Annotated in this window: 16 protein-coding genes and 4 tRNA genes; 11 read left to right on the top strand and 9 right to left on the bottom strand. The window is 60.3% G+C overall.

What is annotated here, in order from left to right; genetic code table 11:
- Positions 1 to 48: 48 nt before the first annotated feature.
- On the bottom strand, positions 49 to 1,245 hold the full coding sequence (locus tag OH720_RS22795; RefSeq protein WP_272602987.1) for an amino acid aminotransferase: 1,197 nt from the start codon (positions 1,243 to 1,245) through the stop codon (positions 49 to 51).
- Positions 1,246 to 1,581: 336 nt separating this feature from the next.
- Here OH720_RS22795 and uvrB point away from each other — a divergent pair, with 336 nt between their 5' ends.
- The gene (gene uvrB, locus OH720_RS22790) at positions 1,582 to 3,597 is read left to right on the top strand and encodes an excinuclease ABC subunit UvrB (protein ID WP_008056323.1); all 2,016 of its coding nucleotides are present in this window, start codon (positions 1,582 to 1,584) and stop codon (positions 3,595 to 3,597) included.
- 137 nt (positions 3,598 to 3,734) lie between these two features.
- Here uvrB and OH720_RS22785 read toward each other — a convergent pair whose 3' ends face one another.
- Positions 3,735 to 5,285 (bottom strand): MDR family MFS transporter, encoded by a 1,551-nt coding sequence (locus OH720_RS22785; RefSeq protein ID WP_218953643.1) that lies wholly within the window; start codon positions 5,283 to 5,285, stop codon positions 3,735 to 3,737.
- A complete protein-coding gene (locus tag OH720_RS22780) occupies positions 5,275 to 6,363 on the bottom strand; it encodes an HlyD family secretion protein (RefSeq protein WP_272602986.1) in 1,089 nt (362 codons plus the stop codon). Before OH720_RS22780 ends, OH720_RS22785 begins: the two co-directional genes overlap by 11 nt.
- Before the next feature lie 220 nt (positions 6,364 to 6,583).
- On the opposite strand from OH720_RS22780, the gene gltX reads away from it, so the two are divergent.
- The 10 genes from gltX to OH720_RS22730 all read left to right on the top strand — a co-directional run bounded on the left by gltX (position 6,584) and on the right by OH720_RS22730 (position 12,538).
- Positions 6,584 to 8,065, top strand: a complete 1,482-nt coding sequence (gltX, locus tag OH720_RS22775; RefSeq protein ID WP_008056328.1) for a glutamate--tRNA ligase — start codon at positions 6,584 to 6,586, stop codon at positions 8,063 to 8,065.
- 215 nt (positions 8,066 to 8,280) lie between these two features.
- Positions 8,281 to 8,356 (top strand) — tRNA-Ala (locus OH720_RS22770).
- A 79-nt stretch (positions 8,357 to 8,435) separates the two neighbouring features.
- Positions 8,436 to 8,511, top strand: a tRNA-Glu gene (locus OH720_RS22765).
- A gap of 53 nt (positions 8,512 to 8,564) precedes the next feature.
- Positions 8,565 to 8,640: transfer RNA gene (locus OH720_RS22760), tRNA-Ala, on the top strand.
- 79 nt (positions 8,641 to 8,719) lie between these two features.
- A tRNA-Glu gene (locus OH720_RS22755) sits at positions 8,720 to 8,795 on the top strand.
- A 184-nt stretch (positions 8,796 to 8,979) separates the two neighbouring features.
- On the top strand, positions 8,980 to 9,519 hold the full coding sequence (locus tag OH720_RS22750; RefSeq protein ID WP_008056330.1) for a TetR/AcrR family transcriptional regulator: 540 nt from the start codon (positions 8,980 to 8,982) through the stop codon (positions 9,517 to 9,519).
- 29 nt (positions 9,520 to 9,548) lie between these two features.
- Complete coding sequence (locus OH720_RS22745; RefSeq protein ID WP_008056331.1) at positions 9,549 to 10,382, top strand: alpha/beta fold hydrolase; 834 nt, start codon at positions 9,549 to 9,551, stop codon at positions 10,380 to 10,382.
- Between the two features lie 49 nt (positions 10,383 to 10,431).
- Entirely contained in the window at positions 10,432 to 10,869 is a 438-nt protein-coding gene (locus OH720_RS22740; protein ID WP_180203522.1) for an acyl-CoA thioesterase, read from the top strand.
- Positions 10,870 to 11,012: 143 nt separating this feature from the next.
- Positions 11,013 to 11,972 carry a tRNA dihydrouridine synthase gene (locus OH720_RS22735; RefSeq protein WP_008056335.1) on the top strand — a complete coding sequence of 320 codons (960 nt, stop codon included), beginning with the start codon at positions 11,013 to 11,015 and terminating at the stop codon, positions 11,970 to 11,972.
- A gap of 119 nt (positions 11,973 to 12,091) precedes the next feature.
- The gene (locus tag OH720_RS22730; protein WP_046817890.1) at positions 12,092 to 12,538 is read left to right on the top strand and encodes an Hsp20 family protein; all 447 of its coding nucleotides are present in this window, start codon (positions 12,092 to 12,094) and stop codon (positions 12,536 to 12,538) included.
- Between the two features lie 109 nt (positions 12,539 to 12,647).
- Here OH720_RS22730 and OH720_RS22725 read toward each other — a convergent pair whose 3' ends face one another.
- The 6 genes from OH720_RS22725 to OH720_RS22700 form a co-directional block, all read right to left on the bottom strand.
- A complete protein-coding gene (locus tag OH720_RS22725) occupies positions 12,648 to 13,685 on the bottom strand; it encodes an RHS repeat-associated core domain-containing protein (protein WP_272602985.1) in 1,038 nt (345 codons plus the stop codon).
- Between the two features lie 112 nt (positions 13,686 to 13,797).
- Positions 13,798 to 14,730: a phosphatidate cytidylyltransferase gene (locus tag OH720_RS22720; protein ID WP_008056340.1), complete on the bottom strand. Its 933-nt coding sequence runs from the start codon at positions 14,728 to 14,730 to the stop codon at positions 13,798 to 13,800.
- Position 14,731: 1 nt separating this feature from the next.
- Complete coding sequence (locus tag OH720_RS22715) at positions 14,732 to 15,352, bottom strand: lysophospholipid acyltransferase family protein (protein WP_272602984.1); 621 nt, start codon at positions 15,350 to 15,352, stop codon at positions 14,732 to 14,734.
- A 9-nt stretch (positions 15,353 to 15,361) separates the two neighbouring features.
- Positions 15,362 to 15,817, bottom strand: coding sequence for a hypothetical protein (locus tag OH720_RS22710; RefSeq protein WP_272602983.1), 456 nt, complete (start codon positions 15,815 to 15,817; stop codon positions 15,362 to 15,364).
- Positions 15,807 to 17,150 carry a phosphatase PAP2/dual specificity phosphatase family protein gene (locus OH720_RS22705; protein ID WP_272602982.1) on the bottom strand — a complete coding sequence of 448 codons (1,344 nt, stop codon included), beginning with the start codon at positions 17,148 to 17,150 and terminating at the stop codon, positions 15,807 to 15,809. Before OH720_RS22705 ends, OH720_RS22710 begins: the two co-directional genes overlap by 11 nt.
- Positions 17,150 to 18,904, bottom strand: a complete 1,755-nt coding sequence (locus OH720_RS22700) for a bifunctional alpha/beta hydrolase/class I SAM-dependent methyltransferase (RefSeq protein WP_272602981.1) — start codon at positions 18,902 to 18,904, stop codon at positions 17,150 to 17,152. Before OH720_RS22700 ends, OH720_RS22705 begins: the two co-directional genes overlap by 1 nt.
- Positions 18,905 to 18,908: the final 4 nt, after the last annotated feature.

Here is an 18,908-nt window from a genome sequence, read left to right as displayed (position 1 = left end):
AAAAACGGGAAGCCCGATGGCTTCCCGTTTTTCATGTCAGCAGACAGTTCAGATCACCTGAACGATCGCATCCGTCACAACCTTGATGTTGCTCTGGTTCAGCGCAGCCACGCAGATACGACCGGTGTCCAGGGCGTAGATGCCGAACTCGTTGCGCAGGCGATGCACTTGTTCAACGCTCAAGCCGGAGTACGAGAACATGCCGCACTGGCGACCGACGAAGCTGAAATCGCGCTGAGGCGCTTTTTGTGCCAACAGGTCGACCATCTGGGTGCGCATGCCACGAATGCGCAGGCGCATTTCGGCCAGTTCGGTTTCCCACTGGGCGCGCAGTTCCGGGCTGTTCAGCACCGCAGCGACAACGCTGGCACCGTGAGTCGGCGGGTTGGAGTAGTTGGTGCGGATCACGCGTTTGACTTGCGACAACACGCGCGCGCTTTCTTCTTTCGATTCGCTGACGATCGACAGGGCGCCAACGCGCTCGCCGTACAGCGAGAACGACTTGGAGAACGAGCTGGAAGCGAAGAAAGTCAGGCCCGACTCAGCAAACAGACGTACGGCAGCGGCGTCTTCGTCGATGCCATCGCCGAAGCCCTGGTAGGCCATGTCGAGGAACGGCACGTGGCCTTTGGCTTTAACGACTTCCAGGACGTTTTTCCAGTCCGCCGGGCTCAGGTCCACGCCGGTCGGGTTGTGGCAGCAGGCGTGCAGCACAATGATCGAGCCGTTTGGCAGCGCGTTCAGGTCTTCCAGCATGCCGGTACGGTTCACGTCGTGGGTCGCGGCGTCGTAGTAACGGTAGTTCTGCACCGGGAAACCGGCGGTTTCGAACAGCGCGCGGTGGTTTTCCCAGCTCGGATCGCTGATCGCCACAACGGCGTTCGGCAGCAGTTGCTTGAGGAAGTCGGCACCGATTTTCAGTGCGCCGGTACCGCCGACAGCCTGGGTGGTGATGACACGGCCAGCGGCGATCAACGGCGAATCATTGCCGAACAGCAGTTTTTGCACAGCCTGGTCGTAGGCGGCGATGCCGTCGATTGGCAGGTAGCCACGGGAAACGTGTTGAGCGGCGCGAATGGTTTCGGCTTCGACAACGGCGCGCAGGAGTGGAATTTTCCCCTCCTCGTTGCAATAAACACCGACTCCCAGGTTGACCTTGTTGGTACGGGTATCGGCGTTGAATGCTTCGTTGAGGCCCAGGATTGGATCGCGTGGTGCCATTTCGACAGCGGAGAACAGGCTCATTTTTGCGGCGGCTCTGAATGGAGAATGGAGGGACGTGTCGCGCTCCAGCCGAATGCACTAGAGCGGTGCACAAACGGGGAGCTAGTATAGAGGCCATCCGCGAGTGATGGCGACAGACGAATCGGCTTTTAAGGTAAGTTTTTTCCATTATTTTTCGACCGTTAGTCGATTGGCGCCGTCAAAGGCTTTACCCGTTGTAGGACGTTTGCCTTGAAAGCGCTGGCAATCGGCTCCACATTGAGCGCAATCCAGTTTTTTCCTCGGGCGACATCGGTCGTTTGCGGTCTTTCTCGTTCGTGTCGGTTTTACCGGCAAGAGTGATCCCAGGGGTTTTACATGTCGGAATTCCAGCTAGTCACCCGCTTCGAGCCCGCCGGCGATCAACCGGAGGCCATCCGCCTGATGGTCGAAGGCATTGAGGCCGGCCTGGCGCACCAGACGTTGCTCGGTGTGACCGGTTCAGGCAAGACCTTCAGCATCGCCAACGTGATCGCCCAGGTACAGCGCCCGACTTTGGTGCTGGCGCCCAACAAGACCCTCGCCGCGCAGTTGTACGGTGAGTTCAAGGCGTTCTTCCCGAACAATGCCGTCGAGTACTTCGTTTCCTACTACGACTACTACCAGCCTGAAGCCTACGTGCCGTCTTCGGACACCTTCATCGAGAAAGACGCCTCGATCAACGACCATATCGAGCAGATGCGGCTGTCCGCGACCAAAGCTCTGCTGGAGCGCAAGGACGCGATCATCGTCACCACGGTGTCGTGCATCTACGGCTTGGGCAGCCCGGAAACCTATCTGAAGATGGTTTTGCACGTGGATCGCGGCGACAAGCTAGACCAGCGTGAATTGCTGCGCCGCCTGGCCGACTTGCAATACACCCGCAACGACATGGAATTCGCCCGCGCGACGTTCCGTGTACGCGGCGATGTGATTGATATCCACCCGGCGGAATCGGATTTTGAAGCGATCCGCATCGAACTCTTCGACGATGAAGTGGAAAGCCTGTCGGCATTCGACCCGCTGACCGGTGAAGTCATTCGCAAGCTGCCGCGCTTCACCTTCTATCCAAAAAGCCACTACGTAACGCCCCGGGAAACCCTGATGGGCGCCGTCGAAGGGATCAAGGTCGAGTTGCAGGAACGCCTGGAATACCTGCGCTCCAACAACAAACTGGTGGAGGCCCAGCGTCTGGAGCAGCGCACCCGGTTTGACCTGGAGATGATTCTCGAGCTGGGTTATTGCAACGGCATCGAGAACTATTCGCGCTACCTGTCCGGTCGCGAAGCCGGCGCAGCGCCGCCGACCCTCTATGATTACCTGCCGGCCGACGCCTTGCTGGTGATCGACGAATCCCACGTCAGCGTGCCGCAAGTGGGCGCCATGTACAAAGGCGACCGCTCGCGTAAAGAGACGCTGGTGGAATATGGTTTCCGTCTGCCGTCGGCGCTGGACAACCGGCCGATGCGTTTCGACGAATGGGAAAGCATCAGCCCGCAGACGATTTTTGTCTCGGCGACGCCGGGCAACTATGAAGCCGAACACGCCGGGCGCGTCATTGACATGGTGGTGCGTCCGACCGGGCTGGTAGACCCGCAAATCGAGATCCGCCCGGCACTGACCCAGGTTGACGACTTGCTATCTGAAATCAGCAAGCGTGTCGCGCTGGAAGAGCGAGTGCTGGTCACTACGCTGACCAAGCGCATGGCCGAGGACTTGACCGACTACCTGGCCGATCACGGCGTGCGCGTACGTTATCTGCACTCGGACATCGACACCGTGGAGCGGGTGGAAATCATCCGCGACTTGCGCCTGGGCACCTTCGATGTGCTGGTGGGGATCAACCTGCTGCGTGAGGGCCTGGACATGCCGGAGGTGTCGCTGGTGGCGATCCTCGATGCCGACAAGGAAGGCTTCCTGCGTTCCGAGCGCTCGCTGATCCAGACCATCGGCCGGGCGGCGCGTAACCTCAATGGCCGGGCGATCCTGTATGCCGACCGGATCACGGGCTCCATGGAGCGGGCGATTGGTGAAACCGAGCGCCGCCGCGACAAGCAGATCGCCTTCAACCTGGCCAACGGCATCACGCCCAAGGGCGTGTTCAAGGACGTTGCCGACATCATGGAAGGCGCCACCGTGCCGGGTTCGCGCAGCAAGAAGCGCAAGGGCATGGCCAAGGCCGCCGAGGAAAGCGCCCGCTACGAAGCCGAGTTGCGCTCGCCGGGTGAGATCGCCAAGCGCATCAAGGCGCTGGAAGAGAAGATGTACCAGTTGGCGCGTGACCTGGAATTCGAAGCGGCGGCGCAGATGCGCGACGAGATTGCCAAGTTGCGGGAGCGGTTGATTACCGTTTGATTTGCGGTGCCTGGACTGGCCTCATCGCGGGCAAGCCCGCTCCCACAGGTTTTGCGGTGTTCACATAATCGGTTTGCGACACAAAACCTTGTGGGAGCGGGCTTGCCCGCGATGAGGCCATTCAGGGTGCTACAAAATCAATGTGCTTCCCCAGCCTTCAACCCTGCCGGCAATGTCCTGGTCAACAACACCGCCAACATGCTGATCCCCAGCGCAATCCCGACAAAATGAAACGCATCGTTGTAGGCCATGATCGACGCCTGCTGGTGGGCGATCTCACTGAGTTTGCCCAACGCCGCCGTTTCGTTGCCCAGGGTGCTGGTCAATGACGCCAGGCGTTCGGCCACCTGCGGATTGCTCGGCACGATCGCCTCGCGCAGATAATCGAAGTAGGTCTTGGTCCGCGCATCCAGCAGGGTGGCGAGGAGGGCGATGCCGATGGCGCCGCCGAGGTTGCGCAGGATGTTGAACAGGCTCGACGCCGAGCCCGCATCCTGGGGCAGGATGTACGCCGTGGCGATCAGCGAAATGGTGACCATGATCAGCGGCTGGCCCAAGGCGCGAATGATCTGGATCTGGTTGAACTGTGGCCCGGCGAAATCCGGGTTGAGCACGCCAGAGGAAAAACTCGCCAGGCCGAACAGGCCGAAGCCAATCGTGCACAGCCATTTCGGCGAGACAACCTTCATCAACTTGGGCACCAGCGGAATCAGGAACAGCTGCGGCACGCCCATCCACATGATCACTTCGCCGATCTGCAGGGCGTTGTAGTTCTGGATCTGCGCCAGATACAGCGGCAAGAGGTAGATCGACCCGTACAGCCCAACCCCCATTCCGATGCTGGAAATGCTCGATAGACCGAAGTTGCGATTGCCCAGGATGCCGAGGTTGATCAGCGGATTGGGTTTGGAAAACTGTACGATCACGAAGGTGATCAGGCTGATCAGCGCGATGCTGCCCAGAGCCACGATCAGGTCCGACTCCAGCCAGTCCTTGCGATGGCCTTCCTCCAGGAACACCTGCAAACAGCCCAGGCCGACGCCCAGGGTGACAATCCCGGCGTAGTCGGTGCTTTTCAGCAGTTCCCAGTGGGCTGCCTTCTTTTCCAGGCCGTACATCAGGCCGGCGATCATGAGCAGGCCAGGCGGTATGTTGATGTAGAAAATGTATTCCCAGCCCCAGTTTTCCGTCAGCCAGCCACCGAGCGTCGGGCCGATCGAAGGAGCGAAGGTGGCAGTCATGGCGAACATCGCCATGCCTTTGGCGCGGTGATGTTCGGGGAGTTTGATCAGGGTCAGGGTGAACGCCAACGGAATCAGCGCGCCGCCCGTGAAGCCCTGCAAGGCACGAAAGACGATCATGCTCTCCAGGCTCCAGGCCATGGAGCACAGCAGCGAGGCAACCAGAAAACCGAGGGACACCCACACCGCCAGGCGTCGCGCCGATAACAGCTGAACCAGCCACGCGGTCAGCGGGATCATGATGATTTCCGCCACCAGGTACGAGGTGGAAATCCACGATCCTTCTTCCAGGGTTGCCGACAGCGCGCCCTGAATGTCCTTGAGCGAGGAGTTGGTGATCTGGATGTCGAGCACCGCCATGAAGGCGCCGAGCATCACGCTCATAACCGCGATCCAGTCCCGCCGGGTCGGTTCCCCGACCGGGCGGATCAGTTGATCACCGGCCATCGTCAGGGGTGTCTTTGCTGCTTAGTTTGCTGGTGAGGTCTTCAGGCGTGTCCTTGATGTTGACCTTGGCGGTCACCGACATGCCTGGGCGGATCTTGCCGCGCAGAGGGTTGTCGGCGGCGAAGGTCAGTTTCACCGGGATCCGTTGCACGACCTTGGTGAAGTTGCCCGTGGCATTGTCCGGCGGCAACAGGCTGAACTGCGCCCCCGAGGCGGCGAACAGGCTGTCGACACGGGCTTCGATCGGCGTGTCGCCGTAGGCGTCGAAGGTCAGTTCGGCTTTCTGTCCGGGTTGCATATGGCCAATCTGGGTTTCCTTGAAGTTGGCCTGAATCCAGATGTCTTCATCGGGCACCACCGACAACAGATAGGCGCCGGCCTGCACGAATTGGCCATTGCGCGCGGCACGCTGGCCGATCAGGCCGCTGATCGGCGCATGGATTTCACTGCGGGTGAGGTTCAGCTCGGCCTGGGCCAGGTCGGCCCTGGCATTGGCAATCTGCGCGTCGAGGCGTTTGATTTCGGCGTTCAGCGCGTTGATTTGCTGGCGCTGGCCCTGGGCGTCCGCCTGGGCCTTGAGCAGCTGTGAGCGGGCAATGTGGTTGTCGGCGGAGAGCGTGGTCACGCGTTCTTCCGAGACATAACCGGGCTTGCGCAAGGTCTCGGCGCGGGTCAGGTCGATCTGTGAACGGCCCAGGCTCGCCTGACTGGACGCCACCTGCGCGTCGCTGGCGGCAATCAGGCTGGCCTGCTGGGTCAGTTTGCTCTGGGCTTGCAGGCGTTCGGCCTGGCGGGTGGCGAGCGTCGCGTTGGCGCGCTCGACCGCGAGGCGGAAGTCATCGCCTTCGAGCCGGATCAGCAACTGGCCTTTCTCGACGTGCTGGTTGTCCTGCACCAGCACCTCATCGATGCGCGCGCCCAACTGGCTCGACACCCGGGTGATCTCGCCCTGGACATAGGCGTTGTCAGTGCTTTCATAAAACCGTCCGTTGAAAAACCAATGGGCGAAAAAGCCCCCGGCGATCAGCAGGACAATCAACAGGAAGATGGACAGGCGACGCTTGAGTTGGGCAGGCATGGGGCAAACTGTAGTCGAGAATATGTAAGGAAAGTTATCAGCAGGTGAATCTGGCATACAGCCGATAAACGGTAAATGCCATCGGCTGATATTCGGCCATTCACCACGGCATACAGGCGTTGTAGGCGCAAACTTGGCTTAAATGCCCTGTTCACTGGAGCGGGGCGGGTGTCGCCTGTTACCATTCGCCCTTTGTTTGATCTTCTTTTCGAGACTTGCCATGACCACCGTCCGCACGCGCATCGCGCCATCGCCTACCGGGGACCCCCACGTAGGTACCGCTTACATCGCACTGTTCAACTACTGCTTTGCCAAGCAGCACGGCGGTGAGTTCATCCTGCGGATCGAAGACACCGACCAGCTGCGTTCGACCCGCGAGTCCGAACAGCAGATTTTCGACGCCCTGCGCTGGCTGGGTATCGACTGGAGCGAAGGCCCGGACGTTGGTGGCCCGCACGGTCCATACCGTCAGAGCGAGCGCGGCGAGATCTATCAGAAGTACTGCCAGCAGCTGGTCGACCTGGGTCACGCCTTCCCGTGCTTCTGCACCGCCGAAGAGCTGGACCAGATGCGCGCCGAGCAAATGGCCCGTGGCGAAACCCCACGTTACGACGGCCGTGCGCTGTTGCTGTCCAAGGAAGAAGTGGCGCGCCGCCTGGCCGCTGGCGAACCTCACGTGATCCGCATGAAAGTCCCGAGCGAAGGCGTTTGCGTGGTACCGGACATGCTGCGTGGCGACGTGGAAATTCCTTGGGACCGCATGGACATGCAAGTCCTGATGAAGACCGACGGCCTGCCGACGTACTTCCTGGCCAACGTGGTCGATGACCACCTGATGGGCATCACCCACGTGCTGCGCGGCGAAGAGTGGCTGCCGTCGGCGCCGAAACTGATCCTCTTGTACGAATACTTCGGCTGGGAACAACCGGAGCTGTGCTACATGCCGCTGCTGCGTAACCCGGACAAGAGCAAGCTGTCCAAGCGCAAGAACCCGACCTCGGTGACCTTCTACGAGCGCATGGGCTTCATGCCCGAAGCCATGCTCAACTACCTGGGCCGCATGGGCTGGTCGATGCCGGACGAGCGCGAGAAGTTCTCGCTGCAGGAAATGGTCGATAACTTCGACCTCAAGCGCGTCTCCCTCGGCGGGCCGATTTTCGACATCGAGAAGCTGTCGTGGCTCAATGGCCAGTGGTTGCGTGACCTGCCGGTGGAAGAATTCGCCGCGCGCGTGCAGAAGTGGGCGTTCAACGCTGAATACATGATGAAGATCGCGCCGCACGTGCAGGGCCGCGTCGAGACCTTCAGCCAGGTCGCACCGCTGGCCGGGTTCTTCTTTGCCGGTGGGGTGAATCCGGACGCCAAGCTGTTCGAATCGAAGAAGCTCTCGGGTGATCAGGTTCGCCAGTTGATGCAGTTGATCCTGTGGAAGCTCGAAAGCCTGCGCCAGTGGGAGAAGGACAGCATCACCGCGACCATTCAGGCGGTGGTCGAATCCCTGGAGCTGAAGCTGCGTGACGCCATGCCGCTGATGTTCGCCGCGATCACCGGCCAGGCCAGCTCGGTGTCGGTGCTCGATGCGATGGAAATCCTCGGGCCGGACCTGACCCGTTTCCGTCTGCGCCAGGCGATCGACCTGCTGGGCGGCGTGTCGAAGAAAGAAAACAAGGAGTGGGAAAAGCTGTTGGGCGCTATCGCCTGACACGCTTGATGACGGACTGATGGCCATTGCGCACGCCTGTCGTTGGGCGCGCAGTGGTCCTCAGACTCCCGATTTTTCGGGGGGAGGGCGGTAAGTGATTGTTATGTCGGCAAAAAATTTTAAATTTTTTGAAAAATAAGTTTGACAGACTTTCGATACGCCCTTAAGATTCGCCCCGTCCTCAGCGATGAAGCCAACGGCAACATCAACGATGAGGGGCTATAGCTCAGCTGGGAGAGCGCTTGCATGGCATGCAAGAGGTCGACGGTTCGATCCCGTCTAGCTCCACCAATTTACAGTTCAAGGTCTGGCCACGCCGACTTTGAATCGATCAGTACTCAGCACTGATCAGTTGTATAGAAGGGTTTGCGTCCCCTTCGTCTAGTGGCCTAGGACACCGCCCTTTCACGGCGGTAACAGGGGTTCGAGTCCCCTAGGGGACGCCAGTTTTACAGAAGCGATGTTGCAAGATGTCGCTCCGCCGCGAGGCGAAAAATCTGGGGCTATAGCTCAGCTGGGAGAGCGCCTGCATGGCATGCAGGAGGTCAGCGGTTCGATCCCGCTTAGCTCCACCAATTTTACAGTTCAAGGTCTGGCCACACCGGCCTTGAATCGATCAGTTCTCAGCGCTGATCAGTGTATAGAAGGGTTTGCGTCCCCTTCGTCTAGTGGCCTAGGACACCGCCCTTTCACGGCGGTAACAGGGGTTCGAGTCCCCTAGGGGACGCCACGATTACCCGCTCTGCGGGATTTTATAAGGGTCATTCAATTATTGAATGGCCCTTTTGTTTGTCTGGCGTTTGGCCAAATCTCCCCCTTTCTCCCAAACTGTTCTTCAGACCAGCGGTCACATCCACGACTTGCAGAAAATTATTATGAGAATAATATTCTAGTCGTAATATTCGGAGGCAACGATGAACGATAAAAAAGCTCAAACCCGCGAACGCATCCTCAAGGCTGCCAGCGCCGCGCTGATCCAGCGCGGTCCGGCCGAGCCAAGCGTTGGCGAAGTGATGGGCGCAGCCGGCCTGACCGTCGGCGGCTTTTATGCGCACTTCGAAAGCAAGGACGCCATGATGCTCGAAGCGTTCAAGCAGTTGCTGGGTCACCGCCGTGACCTGATTGCCGACATGGATGCCCAATTGACCGGTGAAGAGCGTCGCGCGTTGGTCGCTGCGTTTTATCTGTCACGCAAACACCGTGATTCCAGCGAATCTGCGTGCCCGATCCCGGCCTCGATCGGTGAACTCGGACGCCTGCCTGAGGCGTTTCGAATCGCCCTGAATGAGCACATGGAACTGATGGTCGCGCAGTTGGCGGCCAGTCCTGAAGACACCGACAAAGCCCTGGCCGATCTGGCCTTGATGGTGGGCGGCCTGGCGCTGGCACGGGCGCTGGGCCCCGGTGATTTATCCGATCGTTTGCTGCGCGCGGCCAAGTCGGCGGTGCGTTGACCTGAAGGCTGCGGCCTGGGGAGAATGCGATGAGCACGTTGAAGTGGGTTCGTGGCGTTAATGGCACCTTGGGCTGGTTCGCCCCCAAGCTGGTGGCGAGCAAAATGCGGCTGGCGTTCATGACTCCGCGCGATTTTCCACCGCGTGATTGGGAATTGCCGCTGCTGGCCAAATCCGAACGAATCACTTTGCGTTTCGGCCTCTCGGCCTTGCGCTGGGGGCAAGGCCCGGCAGTGTTGCTGATGCACGGCTGGGAAGGCCGGCCCACGCAGTTTGCCAGCCTGATCACGGCGCTGGTCGATGCCGGTTATTCGGTTGTCGCCCTGGACGGCCCGGCGCACGGTCGCTCGCCCGGGCGTGAGGCGAATGTCGTGCTGTTCGCCCGTGCCATGCTTGAAGCTGCCGCCGAGTTGCCGCCGCTGCAAGCGGTCATCGGCCACTCGATGGGCGGTGCCAGTGCCATGCTCGCCGTGCAATTGGGCCTGCGCACCGAAACCCTGGTCAGCATCGCCGCCCCGGCGCGGATTCTCGGGGTATTGCGCGGTTTCGCACGCTATGTGGGGTTGCCCCCGAAAGCCCGTTCGGCGTTCATCCGCCAGGTCGAGACTGACGTCGGCATGCGCGCGGCGATGCTGGATGTCGCGCACTACCAGCTCGACATGCCTGGCCTGATCGTGCATGCCGAAGATGACACCCATGTCCCGGTCAAGGAATCGCAGCTGATCCACGAAGCCTGGTTCGACAGTCGCCTGCTGCGTCTGCAGGAAGGCGGTCATCAGCGGGTGCTGGCCGACCCGCGGGTGATTGATGGCGTGTTATCACTGCTGGCCGGTCGCAGCCTGCAATCGCGCCAATCGGCCTGAGCATCCGTTACACTGCCCGGGTCGAATCAATCTGACCGGGGAGTGGGGCATGGGCTGGGATCGGGCAACGCCGTTTATCATTGATCTGCAAGTGGGCGCCGAAGACATCGACGGGCTGGGGCACGCCAATAACGCGGTGTACGTGACCTGGCTCGAACGCTGTGCCTGGCGCCACTCCCAGCGCCTCGGCCTGGATCTGGTCGAATATCGGCGGCTGGACCGGGCGATGGCGGTGGTGCGGCACGAGATCGATTACCTGGCGGCCGCCTATGAAGGCGACGAGCTGCAGTTGGCGACCTGGATCGTCGATTGGGACCAGCGCCTGCGGATGACCCGGCATTTCCAGCTGAAGCGCCCCAGCGACAACTCGACCTTGCTGCGCGCGCAAACCACGTTCGTTTGCATCGAGCTGTCCACGGGCAAGCCCAAGCGCATGCCTGCGGAATTCATCGAAGGTTACGGGCCTGCGTTGCAGCTCACGATCTGATTGTCCGAACGGGCCTCTTCGCGGGCAAGCCTCGCTCCTACAGCGAAGACGTCCGCACAAACGCCACCATCCGGTCTGACGAAATACCTTCTGCACGCCGAAACCAGTAAACTGCCGCACGTTTTTCGTTGAGTGTGTTTTTCATGCAAATTGCCTTGGCACCCATGGAGGGGTTGGTCGACGATATCCTGCGCGACGTGCTGACCCGAGTGGGCGGTATTGATTGGTGCGTGACCGAGTTCATTCGGGTCAACGACCAACTGCTCACGCCTGCCTATTTCCATAAATTCGGCCCGGAGCTGCTGAACGGTGCCCGGACTGCCTCTGGTGTGCCACTGCGCGTACAGCTGCTGGGTTCCGATCCAGTGTGCCTGGCGGAAAACGCCGCGCTGGCGTGCGAGCTGGGCTCTGAGGTGATCGACCTCAATTTCGGCTGCCCGGCCAAGACGGTCAACAAGTCCCGGGGCGGTGCCGTGCTGCTCAAGGAGCCTGAGCTGCTCAACCAGATCGTCGAGCATGTCCGTCGCGCCGTTCCGGCGCACATCCCGGTAACGGCCAAGATGCGCCTGGGCTTTGATAGCCCGGACGGTTCGCTGGTCTGCGCCACGGCCCTGGCTGAAGGCGGCGCCGAGCATATCGTGGTCCACGCACGGACCAAGACCGACGGCTACAAGCCACCCGCCCATTGGGAGTGGATCCCGCGCGTACAGGACGTGGTCAAGGTGCCGGTGTTCGCCAACGGCGATATCTGGAGCGTCGAAGACTGGCGCCGTTGCCGGGAAATCAGTGGCGTGGAAGACATCATGCTCGGTCGTGGCCTGGTTTCGCGCCCGGATCTCGCCCGGCAAATCGCAGCGGCGAAGGCCGGTGAAGAAGTCGTCGAGATGACCTGGGCCGAACTGTTGCCGCTCATCCAGGACTTCTGGCTGCAAGCCAAGGCGCAGATGACAGCACGCCAATCGCCGGGTCGCTTGAAGCAGTGGCTGGCGATGTTGACCCGCAATTATCCGGAGGCGGTAGAGCTGTTCACCGTCCTGCGCCGTGAGACTGAACTGGATCAGGTCTCACGTTTGTTGGGTCTGCAGGTGGCTGAAGCGGCCTGAAAAAATCTGCGGAAAATCTCTTGAAAACCAATCAGCGGTCCCTATCTAAGGGTTACGCGATGCCGAATTCGGGTCGCGGAGACAAAAACCTTGCTGATTGTTTTCAGGAGATTTGAACCATGAGTACCGCATTTTCCCTGGCCCCACTGTTCCGTTCCTCGGTAGGCTTCGACCGTTTCAACGATCTGTTCGAAACCGCCCTGCGCAACGAGCCAGGCAGCACCTACCCACCCTACAACGTCGAGAAACACGGTGACGACCAATACCGCATCGTCGTGGCGGCGGCCGGCTTCCAGGAAGAAGACCTGGACCTGCAAGTCGAGAAGGGCGTGCTGACCATCAGTGGCGGCAAACGCGACGCCAATGAAGGTGTGACCTTCCTGCACCAGGGCATTGCCCAGCGTGCGTTCAAGCTGTCGTTTCGCCTGGCCGATCACATCGAAATCAAGGCCGCGGACTTGCGCAACGGTCTGTTGAGCATCGACCTGTTGCGGGTTGTTCCGGAAGAGGCGAAAGCCAAGCGCATCCCGATCAACGGAACGCAAAAGCCGGCTCTGCAACATTAAGTAAGAGCAGGAAGAGGGCGCCATCAGGCGCCCTTTTTATAGAGTAAAATAAATCTGTCTCCTTTACTGTCGGTCTCCTTTACTGTCTTTACTCACTTTTTATTCTCTTTTAGTCCATTTTTTCTTTGGTGGAATTCCGTATATTCGTTGCTGCCTCTCGAGTTGTTGCTCCTGAAGAAGGGCGCTCAAATCGGTGCATTGGAATACTAGAAAAATGTGATTGAGTTTTCAGTACTTCCGAATGGAAGTTTTGCCATTGCTTCTGTGTCTTCAGAATAGCAGCATCATTTTTGTAAAGGTGAGTCATGTCTTTCAATGTGTCGAGCATTTCCTCCAGCTGTGATCTAGCTAATTCGAGAGCGGACTCCCATTCATATTTTTGTTTTTTTGTTGTGGATTTAAGCTCTTGCTTTTGTTTTATGCGTATTAACATGTCGTCCCCATAGTAATACGTTTCGCTAGTCATGCGTTCACGCATTGACATTCTGTTTGATTTGTTATTTTTATTTGATAGGTTTTGTGCGTGTGTATTTATCAGATCTTCGGTGGTGGGCGACATTGAATCGTTAGTGCTTTTACGGAATTTTGTTTTTAATCCTTTGAGAAGCTTGTGTTTATGCCCGCTCGGATCCACACGATTAACTGGATTTCCGCCGCAATAAACATAAGAATTCAACCCGCCCTTTCCAAACGGACTCAAACTGTCCGGGCTGTTAAATCGCATCAACACCGGATTGAACTGCCGATACCCATGCCCCAAATGATAATGCCCGGTCACCGGATCGGGCCGTTCGCCGTTAAACCCAAGCAGACTAAGCAATCCGCTGCCGGGTCGGCGATGGCCATAGGGCGTATAAGCAATGGGATTTGGTCGGTGCGTGTCGAGAGCATTCAATACCGACCCTTGCAGGTCGGTTGTCAGCAGAGTGATGTCGATTTTGTCGTCCATATGCTGCTGTTGCCCCAACACCTGGTCCTCATGCTGAAAAATACTATGCTTGACTGAGTCCTGGATTTCAGTGGCCAAGCGCTCTTTGCAGTGAAAACGCTGAATGCTTGCTTGCCCAATCGGCGCCCAATCGATAGATCGATCCAGGGCGTCATAGCGGTAACTGCATAGCAGATTCGGGCGAGGTGATATGGGCATTGGCTGAGCTCCGATCAAGGTCCATAAAGCTGAACCTAAAGCATCGGCGCCTTTTCAGTTTTTGCCCACTATCAGAACTGCTAGTCCGCTCATGTGGCTGGGATCAATGCAATCAGGTCCACCCATACCGAACCAGATGAAAGAAGATCGGCGCAGCAAAACACACCGAGTCCAGGCGATCGAGCATGCCGCCATGACCCTCGATCATATGCCCCCAATCCTTCACCCCACGGTCGCGCTTGATCGCCGACATCACGATGCCGCCGGCGAACCCCAGCAGGTTGATCAGCAGCGCTATGAGCAGCGACTGCCAGGCGGTGAACGGCGTGATCCACCACAAGGCGCAGCCAATCAGCGAGGCCAGCAGGATGCCGCCGACAAAACCTTCCACGGTCTTGGACGGCGACAGGTTCGGGGCGATCTTGCGTTTGCCGAACAATTTGCCGCACACGTACTGCAGCACATCCGACATCTGCACCACGATCACCAGATAGGCGATCAGCAGCAGGTTTCGCCCCTCATAACCGGCGATGTCCAGGGTCAGCAGGGCGGGGACATGGGATACGCAGAATACCGCGATCATCAGGCCCCACTGGACTTTCGAGGCGCGTTCGAGGAAGTGCGTGCTGTCACCGCCCAGGGACGCCAGGATCGGCAGGAGCAGGAACACGTAGACCGGAATGAAGATCGAGAACAGCCCGTACCAGTCGTAGTAAATCAGCAGGTACTGCAGCGGCAGCGCCAGGTAGAAGGCCGCGACCAATGCCGGGTAGTCGCTGCGGCGGGTGGGCGTGAGGGTCATGAATTCGCGCAGGGCGTAGAAGGATACGGTGTAGAACAGCAGGATCACCGCGGTGGTGCCGAGCCAGAAGGCGATCCCGATCACCAGGACCATCACCCACCAGGCGTTGATCCGCGCGTTGAGATTGTCGATCACCGGGTTGGGGCTGCCTTGGCTGCGGCGCTTGAGCACCCAACCAATCGCCGAGGCCAGCAGCAGAAACGCGCCAATCCCGCCGAACAACATCAAGGTCTGTCTATCCATGTCAGGCATGCTCCCCGGCCAGGCTCAGCAGCGCGTCGCGACTGCGTTCGAGAAAGTGCGTCTTGCTTTCGTCTTCGCCCAGGGTCAGCGCAGCGCCAAAGCTGATGGTGCATAACAACGGCAGCGGCAGGACCCGCCCCTTGGGCATGACGCGGTTGAGGTTGGCGATCCACACCGGGATCAACTGCGCCTGGGGATACTGCCTTGCCAAATGGTACAGCCCGCTCTTGAACGGCAGCAAACCCTCATCGGGGTTGCGCGTGCCTTCGGGAAAGATGATCAGCGAGTCGCCGTTTTCCAGGGCGTCGAGCATCGGCTGCAAGGGGTTGTCGGCGGGTTCCTTGCGTTCACGGTCAACCAGCACGCCGTTGAACACCTGGTTGATGATGTAGCGCCGCAGCGCGCTTTTCAGCCAGTAGTCGGAGCCTGCCACGGGCCGGGTGATGGTGCGCAGGGTTGGCGGCAGCGAGGCCCACAGCAGGACGAAATCGCCATGGCTGCTGTGGTTGGCGAAGTAGATGCGTTGTACCGGTTCCGGCGCACAGCCGAGCCACAAACTGCGTGCGCCGGTCAGGATGCGCGCGGCCGAGGTGATGAGGGTGGCAACCACGGGTTCGAGCATGGGAACTCCTTATCCAGCAATGGACAGCCAGGGGCCGGCCAGGATGAAAGCCAGCGTCAATAACAGTTGTGCTGCCACCAGCAGCGCCTGGCGGCGTAACAATCTCAGTGCGCCGGCGATGCGCTCGTTCCAGGGGCGGCCGCCGCGGTCGGCGGGTTGCAGGCCCAGGGCCGCCAGTGCCTGGTCCAGGGCTTGGGTGCGCTGAGGGAGGTCTTCGGCAGGGTTGGCAAGGTGCCGGAACAGCTCGGCGTCGAAGGCAACCCGCAGCGCCCAGTACTTTTGCCACAGACCGAGCACCAGCAGCCCACTGCTGCAGACCAGGCCCCAACACCCCAGTCCGGGAATTACGAATTGGCTCAGGCCGAGCAGGGCGCCCAGCAGGGTGAGGCCGTTGGAGAGTCGATCCAGTGAGTCGCCGCGACGCAACAGGCTGGCTGTCGTCTGTAATTGCATATCAATGGACACTGCGCGTCTCCGTGTGGGTCGCCAGCGGCCCCAGCGCCTCTCGGTGACGCGGCCCCAGGACAATCCCCGGGCGTGCGCGCTGGATCAACAAAAAGGCTTCGGCGACACTGCTGGCCCGCCCGGTATGCAACAGCCAGGCGGCTACGGCGGTGGCGCTGCGCGAATAGCCCAGGGCGCAGCAGACCAGGAGCGGCCCGTGCTGGCGCAGGCTTTCGATGGCCAATGCGGCTTCCTGGCATTGCGCGGTGGTGGGGGCGGTCAGGTCCAGGATAGGCAGCGTACGGTAGGCGACGGCGCCAGGATCGAGCGACAGTTCGGCACACAGGTCGAACACCGCGGTGAAGTTACTGCTCTCGAGTTCCCGGCGCGTCGGTATGCGCCCGAGCCAGACGTCATCGAGTACTTGGTCTGGCAGCGGATTGTTGCGGGTCCACAGGCGCGAGTTGAGCCAGGCGGCCGCCAGGTATGGCGCCAGCAACCAGCGCGCGGCGGGGGACAGGCGTCCATCGGCGCGCTTCTGAAAGCCTCCTGCGTCCAGGACGGCGTAGTTGAGCGATACCAGCAGCAAGGCCGATGCCGGCCAGGCCAGCCACAGCCAAGCGCCGCCGAAGTGAAAGGCCGGGACGGCGAAAGCTGCAGCCCCCAACAGGTAATACAACGCCAGTTGCCAGCGTTTTTTCGCGGTTGCCAGTCGGGCGCCGTGCAGAGGCCCCGGTTCCTCCAGCGGCCACAGCCAGACACACAGCCAGCCAAGCAACGCACCGGTAGGCAGGTCAATGAAGTGGTGTTGGTAAGTGGTCAGAACCGAGAGCCCGATCAGGGTAAACCAGACATCCATCAATCCGCGCCAGAAGCCCTGCAAGTGCCGGTGATAGCAGGTCCACAGGATGACCAACAACGCAATGTGCAGCGATGGCGCCTGATTGAACGGCTTGTCGAAACCAGCCAGTACGTCGAACAGCCAACCAAATACACCATCCAGTTCCGGCCGGGCGAAGGTGAAGCGCAACGGCCAGATCAGAAAGCAACTGACCGCAATGAGTTGCGCGGTCAGCAGGCGCAAGGCGTGGCGCCTGAGCTCCACGCGACTGGTGGGCAACAACAGGGACAGACCGTACAGCAAGTCGATGGACCAGTACGGCACGATGCTCCAGGCCCAGAACGGCATGTGGGTTTCCCAGCCGAAGACCAGGCTGCCGACATCGTCGCGTTGGGTGGTGACCCAGGTGGCGAAGCCGTAGGTGCCGAAAAACAAGGGCGCCAGGAGCAGCAGCCAGAGCACTGCGGGCTTGAGCAAGCCGGGCTCGCGTGCGGTTGTTGCGGTGTATGGCATCACGACACCCGTTGCGCGAGAGCCACGCTGAAAATCCCCCACTCGTCGACGCGCATGCCGACCTTGCGAAATCCGGCGACCTCCACCAGTTGATCCATTTCCGCCTGGGTGCGCCGGCGCATGACCCAGGCCTGGCCTTCACGGTGGCTGGTCAAGGCGCGGGCGATCAGTTCCAGCTGCGGGTGCCAGGGTTGACCGGTGTAGACCAGGTACCCGCCAGGTTCCACGGCTTCGGCCAGGCCGGCCAGGGATGCGCTGACCATTTGGTTGTCGGCGAACAATTCGTAGAGTCCGGAGACCACCGCCAGGGTCGGTTTGGGCTCCAGCGCGGCCAGATCGGCACGGTCGAAGGCATCGCCCTTGACGAATCGTGCGATCCCTTCCAGGCCTTTTTCCCGGATCAGCGCGCTGCCGTCACGTACGTTGATATCGCTGTAGTCGCGCAACAGAATCGATTCGGGTAACGGGCTGACGCCCTGCAAGGCTTCGAGAATGTAGCGTCCGTGTCCGGCGGCGATGTCGACGATGCGCACTTCGCGACCCTGGTCGCGTAATTGCTGCATCGCCAGGCGCAGCAGTTCTTCGACGTGCAGCTTGCGTTGGCGAATGCCGCGCCAGCCGATGGAGTCGAGGTAATTGCGGTCGATCAGGCGGCCGACACCCGAGGTGCCCGTGGCGGTGTTGCGATAGACGTAGTCCAGGGTGCTCCCGGAGTCGAAGCCTGTGTCGAAGCCTAGCTTGATCCCGGACGACAGTTGGCTGCCCAGGCGCATGCTGGCGCGGGTCATGCGCCAATACAGATCGCGCAGGGAGTTGCGCGGCAGCGGCGCGGCCAGTGATTCGGATTCGGCGCAGGTCAGGCCCAGGCGATCGGCGGCCAGCAGGCAAGGGCGTTCAGTGGGCTGTGCGAAGTTCTGCAGGATGAAGCGACGTGCGCTGGCGACGGCATGTCCACGGTTCTTTTCACCCAGGGTGTCGTGGAAGAACCCCGGCAAGACATGTTTTTCCTTGTGCACAGTGCCCAGGCGCTCGAAGAACTGTTCCTGGGGTTGGCGATGCACGACGAAGTCGGCACCGGAGATCAGCATCTGAGTGGGGATCGCGATGGCCTGGGCATCGGCCACCACTCGGTCGGCGGCCTCGTAGAGACCGAGCAGGACATTGACTGAAATGGCGTTGGTGATCAGCGGGTCGTTGTCGTAGCTGGCGACACGCTGCGGGTCATGGCTGAGAAAGCGCGCCTTGACGTAGCTGTTGACGAAAAAGTTGCCGAGCCACCGGCGCATCAGCGCCAACCCCTGGCGAGCGAAGGGCACATAGAGCTTGACCTTGAACGCCGGTGACGCCAGCACCAGCGCACGTATGCGCGGCGCGTAATCGTGGGCCCAGGTGGCGACGATTACCGCGCCGACGCTTTGGGCGATCACCGCCATATTTTCTTCATTGATACCGTAAACCGCGCTCAGGTGCTCGCAGAAGGTCTGTACGTCCCACACGCTGGTGGCAAAGCTGGGGCTGTCGCCCCGGGCGCCCGGCGAGAGGCCATGGCCCCGGGCATCCCAGGCGAAGAAATCAAAGCCGGGCAGCTCCAGTTCATCCACCAGATGGGCAATGCGCCCGGAGTGTTCATGGCCACGGTGAAACAACAGTACGGCCTGGCGTGGCGTTCCCGGTTCAGGGCTGCCGGGCCAGTGGCGGTAGAACAACTGCACGCCGTCGTGGGTGGTAAATGTCTGTTGCTGTGCTTCGCGCATTGCC

The sequence above is a fragment of the Pseudomonas sp. WJP1 genome, assembly GCF_028471945.1.
GTDB lineage: Bacteria > Pseudomonadota > Gammaproteobacteria > Pseudomonadales > Pseudomonadaceae > Aquipseudomonas.
This window is presented reverse-complemented; position numbering and strand designations above follow the sequence as displayed.

Bases quoted from the DNA above. Each gene is read 5' to 3' on its own strand.
- gltX (WP_008056328.1), top strand. From the start codon at position 6,584: ATGACCACCGTCCGCACGCGCATCGCGCCATCGCCTACCGGGGACCCC.
- OH720_RS22715 (WP_272602984.1), bottom strand. From the start codon at position 15,352: ATGCTCGAACCCGTGGTTGCCACCCTCATCACCTCGGCCGCGCGCATC.
- OH720_RS22700 (WP_272602981.1), bottom strand. From the start codon at position 18,904: ATGCGCGAAGCACAGCAACAGACATTTACCACCCACGACGGCGTGCAG.
- OH720_RS22740 (WP_180203522.1), top strand. From the start codon at position 10,432: ATGGGCTGGGATCGGGCAACGCCGTTTATCATTGATCTGCAAGTGGGC.
- OH720_RS22730 (WP_046817890.1), top strand. From the start codon at position 12,092: ATGAGTACCGCATTTTCCCTGGCCCCACTGTTCCGTTCCTCGGTAGGC.
- OH720_RS22725 (WP_272602985.1), bottom strand. From the start codon at position 13,685: ATGCCCATATCACCTCGCCCGAATCTGCTATGCAGTTACCGCTATGAC.
- OH720_RS22705 (WP_272602982.1), bottom strand. From the start codon at position 17,150: ATGCCATACACCGCAACAACCGCACGCGAGCCCGGCTTGCTCAAGCCC.
- OH720_RS22745 (WP_008056331.1), top strand. From the start codon at position 9,549: ATGAGCACGTTGAAGTGGGTTCGTGGCGTTAATGGCACCTTGGGCTGG.
- uvrB (WP_008056323.1), top strand. From the start codon at position 1,582: ATGTCGGAATTCCAGCTAGTCACCCGCTTCGAGCCCGCCGGCGATCAA.
- OH720_RS22780 (WP_272602986.1), bottom strand. From the start codon at position 6,363: ATGCCTGCCCAACTCAAGCGTCGCCTGTCCATCTTCCTGTTGATTGTC.
- OH720_RS22750 (WP_008056330.1), top strand. From the start codon at position 8,980: ATGAACGATAAAAAAGCTCAAACCCGCGAACGCATCCTCAAGGCTGCC.
- OH720_RS22795 (WP_272602987.1), bottom strand. From the start codon at position 1,245: ATGAGCCTGTTCTCCGCTGTCGAAATGGCACCACGCGATCCAATCCTG.
- OH720_RS22720 (WP_008056340.1), bottom strand. From the start codon at position 14,730: ATGGATAGACAGACCTTGATGTTGTTCGGCGGGATTGGCGCGTTTCTG.
- OH720_RS22735 (WP_008056335.1), top strand. From the start codon at position 11,013: ATGCAAATTGCCTTGGCACCCATGGAGGGGTTGGTCGACGATATCCTG.
- OH720_RS22785 (WP_218953643.1), bottom strand. From the start codon at position 5,285: ATGGCCGGTGATCAACTGATCCGCCCGGTCGGGGAACCGACCCGGCGG.